We start from the raw sequence: 4,785 nt of genomic DNA on the forward strand, positions 1-4,785 counted from the left end.
CTCCAGACCTCGACCAGGGCGCCGCCAACCAGGGTGCGGGAGGGCGGCGGAGCCTGGCAACCGGCGGCAGGACCGGCGCGGCATGGGTGGCCAGGCCGCCGCGGATCGGGGCCTTCCAGACCAGGCGCCAGGCCGAGGGCGAGGTTTGGGTCAGCTCCAGATAACCGGGCCGCAGGTCGTCGGCCCGGGCCGCCCCGGCCAGGGCCATCAAGGCCAGAATCATGGCGACCAGAAACGCGGGGGGCAGAAACGCGGGAGCCAGACGCGCCAGACTCATTTGGGCCGCGCGATGACGACGTCATAGCCCTTGAGCAGGTCCTGATAGGCCTTGGCCTCCCGCTCGGCGCGGGTGGCGGCGCGCCAGTCGTTCTCGACCGCCTGGCGCACCTGATCCAGGTCCGGCGCCGGACCGGCCTGAACCGCGCTGACCTTGACCAGGTGAAGGCCGAAACCGGAGGCCACCGGCCCGCTCCATCGGCCGATCGGGGCGCGCAGCAGACTCTCGGCGAAGGCGTCCCCGAACTGCCGGTCGATCTCAGACCTTGAGGCCTTTGACAGGTCCGACGGCACGGACAGTCGCTGGCCCAGGCCTGCCGGGTCGGCGCCGGCCGCCAGGCTCTCCAGCAGCTTGGCGGCCCCGGCCTCGGCGGCGTCGCGATCGGTGGCCGAGCCGACATAGACCTGCTGGAAGCTGATCTTCGGGTCCTGAACATAGAGGGCCGGATGGGCCTGCATCCAGGCCTTCAGCACGTCATCGCCGGGCGTGACGCTTTCCAGTTGGTCGGCGGCCAGGAACTCCATCTTCGAGCGCAGCCGCCGGCGGATCACCGGGTCATCACGATCCAGGCCCAGGCGGAGGGCCTCGCGATAATAGACCTCCTCCTGCACATACTCGCCGATCAGGCCGTCCAGCTCGGCCGGGGTCGGCGGGCGACGCCAGGTCTGCATCCACAGGGTGACGATGCGCTGGACCCGCGCCTCGTCAACCGCGATGCGGCGTTCGCCCGGATCGGGGCTGCCGCCGCGCAGGGCGAAGACAATGAAGATCAGGGCCCCGGCCAGCAGGAACTGAACCAGGGGCTCGCGGAGTCCCTGGACCAGGCGTTCGCGAAGGGTCATCCATCAGCCCTTGGGCGTGTACCAGATCGGCGAGGTGTAGGCCCGCTCCTGGTCCTTCATCCGCACTTCGGGACCCATCTTCACCTTGTAGCGCACGGCGTCATAGGCCACCCAGCGCGGGGTCGGGATCTCGAGCACCCGCACATAGTAGAAGGCCTTCAGGGCCGGGTCGAAATCGGGGTCGGTCCACACCGTGGCCAACTCCGGGGCGCCGATGGTGTTGGCATAGGTGGCGGTGGCCAGATCGACGGTGTCGCCGACCGGCGGGACCTTGCCGGCCGTCTTCACCCGGCGGGCCGGATCGCTCCAGACCACGTCATAGACCTGCTCATGGGTGACGCCGCCCTTGTCGACCCAGCCCTTGACCATCTGGACGCGGTCCAGATTGGCCCCGATCGGGTCCTTCAGGGCCGAGACGATGAACACCGGAGCCTTGCCGGCCCCGGCCTTGAGATCGCCGCCCATCGGCACGCCGCGCGCATAGCCGGCCTTAACCCAGTTGGCCTTGAGGTCGTTGGCGGTGAAGTCCCAGCCGCCGAACACCCGCACCTGCATGCGCGGGCCGGTCGAGGCATAGACCTCGCGCTTCATCATCGCATCGAAGATGGCGGCGCGGGTATTGGCCTTGGCCCAGACGGCGGCATAGCCGCCGGCCAGATAGTGTTGGCCGGTACGCCCCTCGCGGGTGCCCAGGTTCTGCGGCTCCGTCGCCCGGCCGGGACGCGGCTCGACCCCGGAATGCTTGCCGAAGAAGTTGTCCTCGTCGGCGGTCGCCAGGCTGGTGTGCGAGTCGGTCGAGCCGATCATGCCCATCTTGTAGGGATTGACCCCGGTCTTGGCCTCGATCGCCAGGCCGCGCTTGAGCGCCTCTCGGACATATTCGCCGGCGAACATGTCCGGCGTCTTCTTGGACGACATGGGCAGGTTGCCGAGGTCCCAGCCGGCGTCGCCGAAGCTGGCGAACTCGTCATTGGGCGACAGGAAGGGGTGAGACTCGCTGTCGCCCTTGATCTGGGTCGCCTCGACCAGCGGCTCGCGGGCCGCCCGGCGGCGGGCATAGTCGGCCGACATCGGGCCGCCGTCCGGACCGGTCAGTTCGAACATCAGGCCGTTGGAGACATTGGAATTGTGCGGAATGGCCAGGGCCTTGCCGCCGGTGGTCTGCTCGTAGCGGTCCATATAGTCCCAAAGCATCTCGGCCGAGGTGCCGACCAGGGACGAATAGGGCACGACCTTGGAGGCCTCGGCCTTGCCGTCGCGGAACATCACCACGCGGTGCAGATTGTCGCCCTTCGGCATCAGGGTGTATTCAAAGCCCATGAAGGCGGTGAACCTGCCCGGGTCGTTGTAGCGCTCGACGATCGACACATGGTCGTTCCAGATCGAACGAGTCGCCTTGGCCGAGCGCTTGGGATCGGTGAGGGCCGGCGGCAGCGAACCACTGGCGGCGGCGTCGATCAGCTCCCCGGTCGCCTTCATCGAGCCCGCGGGCCCTTCGTGCATCAGGTCGTGCCAGCGACGAAACAACGGGTTGCGCAGCAGGAAGCGCGGGGTCTCGAAGATCTTGCGCGTGAAGCCCAGGCCGTCGGAATGGTCGGCGATGACCAGGAAATCCAGCGGCCGGGCCAGCTTGGCCTTCAGGCCGCCGGTCGAGGTCACCTCCTCGCCGCGCGCGAAGCGCAGGGCCTCTTCGGACCCCAGGCGTACGCCGAAGCCGAACGCGTCGACCGAATTGCTGGTGTGCAGGTGGGTGTCGCCCCAATAGACCCGCTCGGGATTTTCAGTCTCGACGACCGGCGCCTTGGCGATCGATTTGACCTTTGAACCGAGCTTGTCGCAGGCGCCGAGCGCCACGAGACAGGTCCCGCTCACAGCCATCGTCACGAGGATCTTCTTCATTGCCGTCCCCCCAGGGTGTTCTTTTTTTCGAGCCTAACCCCCTCGAGGGGTGGGACGCACGCGCGTTTTGCGCTGATCGCGCCAATGGCGGCCCAAAATGGAGATCGATCCGCCTCCGGAGGGCGGATCCGCCGCCGACCATCCGCCCCGCTCAGGCCAGGGCGCCTGCCCGACGCGCATCGGGCGCCTCGCCCCCGCCGCCCTGCTCAAGCGACGCGCCGCCCGGCGCCGGCCGGCCCTGTTGCGACGGCGAGGCCTTTTCAGATCACTCGCCTGTCACAAGTCTCGGATAACGGACGAGCGGCTTCACCTGGATTCGGAGACGACAGCGCGATCACCCCGCGCCGTTGTCCAACCGCGATCGATGTGAACCAATCGCCTTTCAACATCCGACAGGCCCGTCGGAGACTTTCCCGGGGACGATCGACTTGAGCGGCAAGCTGCAGCAGGCCTTGGCCCGCGCCAATCCCGTGATCTTCACGATCTTCGCGGGACTGGCGGGCTTTTCCGCCTATTTCTCCATGTACGCGTTCCGCAAGCCGTTCGCGGCGGCGACCTTCGACGCGGTGCCCGGCTGGACCTTCGTCCTCGACTACAAGATCGCCCTGGTCCTGGCCCAGGTCGCCGGCTACGCCCTGTCGAAGATGATCGGCATCAAGGTCATCTCCGAAATCAACCCGGCCCGCCGGGCCGCGGCGATCCTGCTCCTGATCGGCACGTCCTGGCTGGCCCTGGTCGGCTTCGCCCTCATTCCGGCCCCGTGGAACGTGGCCATGCTGCTGCTCAACGGCCTGCCGCTGGGCCTGATCTGGGGCCTGGTGTTCGGCTATATGGAGGGCCGCAGGGTGTCGGAGGTGCTGGGCGCCATCCTGTGCGCCAGCTTCATCGTCTCGTCCGGCGTGGTGAAGTCGGTGGGCGCCTGGCTGATGCTGACCGCCCATGTCGACCGGTTCTGGATGCCCGCCGCCACCGGCGCGTTGTTCATGCCGCTGCTGCTGGTCTCGGTCTGGGGCCTCAGCCTGCTGCCGCCGCCGAGCCCCGCCGATGAGGCCCAGCGGGTCAAGCGCGCGCCGATGGGCGCGGCCGAGCGCCGCGCCTTCCTGGCCGCCTTCGGCCCCGGGGTCGCGCTGCTGGTGCTGTCCTATGTGCTGCTCACCGCCTTCCGGGATTTCCGCGACAACTTCGCCGCCGAGATCTGGAAGGAACTCGGCTATGGCGGCCAGTCGGGAGTGTTCTCGGCCAGCGAGCTGCCCGTGGCGGTCGCCGCCCTGGCCGCCCTGGCCATGCTGATGGTGGTGCGCGACAACCGCCGGGCCCTGATGGTCATCCATGCGATGATCGCCGCCGGCTTCGTGACCCTGGGCGTCTCGACCCTGGCCTTCGAGGCGCATCTGATCTCGCCCCTGACCTGGATGATCCTGACCGGGGCGGGCCTGTACATGGCCTACACCCCCTTCAACGCCATGCTGTTTGACCGGCTGATCGCCTTCAGCGGCCGGGTGGCGACGGCGGGGTTCCTGATCTATCTCGCCGACGCCTCCGGCTATGTCGGCAGTGTCGGCCTGATGCTGTGGCGCAATTTCGGGGTCGTCAGCCTGCAGTGGCTGCCCTTCTTCATCGCCAGCGCCTATGCCACCGCCATCGTCGGAGCCGTGTGCGTCATGCTCTCGGCCGTCTATTTCTTCCGGAAGGCCGGCCGGTAGGCACGAGTCGCCGGCTTCACGGACCTCGCCCACCCGAGCACACGAAGCCGAGCATCAGGACGAA

Annotated in this window: 4 protein-coding genes; 1 reads left to right on the plus strand and 3 read right to left on the minus strand. The window is 68.1% G+C overall.

All coding sequences use genetic code 11. The features are described from left to right. The 3 genes from CSW58_RS06490 to CSW58_RS06500 form a co-directional block, all read right to left on the minus strand. A partial coding sequence (locus CSW58_RS06490; RefSeq protein ID WP_201721593.1) for a hypothetical protein occupies positions 1-223 on the minus strand: 223 nt, incomplete at its 3' end. Positions 224-273: 50 nt separating this feature from the next. After that, positions 274-1,119 (minus strand): peptidyl-prolyl cis-trans isomerase, encoded by an 846-nt coding sequence (locus CSW58_RS06495; protein WP_099446740.1) that lies wholly within the window; start codon positions 1,117-1,119, stop codon positions 274-276. A 3-nt stretch (positions 1,120-1,122) separates the two neighbouring features. Next, complete coding sequence (locus CSW58_RS06500; protein WP_099446741.1) at positions 1,123-3,018, minus strand: DUF3604 domain-containing protein; 1,896 nt, start codon at positions 3,016-3,018, stop codon at positions 1,123-1,125. Positions 3,019-3,446: 428 nt separating this feature from the next. Here CSW58_RS06500 and CSW58_RS06505 point away from each other — a divergent pair, with 428 nt between their 5' ends. Continuing rightward, a complete protein-coding gene (locus CSW58_RS06505) occupies positions 3,447-4,721 on the plus strand; it encodes a DUF5690 family protein (RefSeq protein WP_099446742.1) in 1,275 nt (424 codons plus the stop codon). Positions 4,722-4,785: the final 64 nt, after the last annotated feature.

It is taken from the genome of Caulobacter sp. B11, from assembly GCF_002737765.1.
Taxonomy (GTDB): domain Bacteria; phylum Pseudomonadota; class Alphaproteobacteria; order Caulobacterales; family Caulobacteraceae; genus Caulobacter.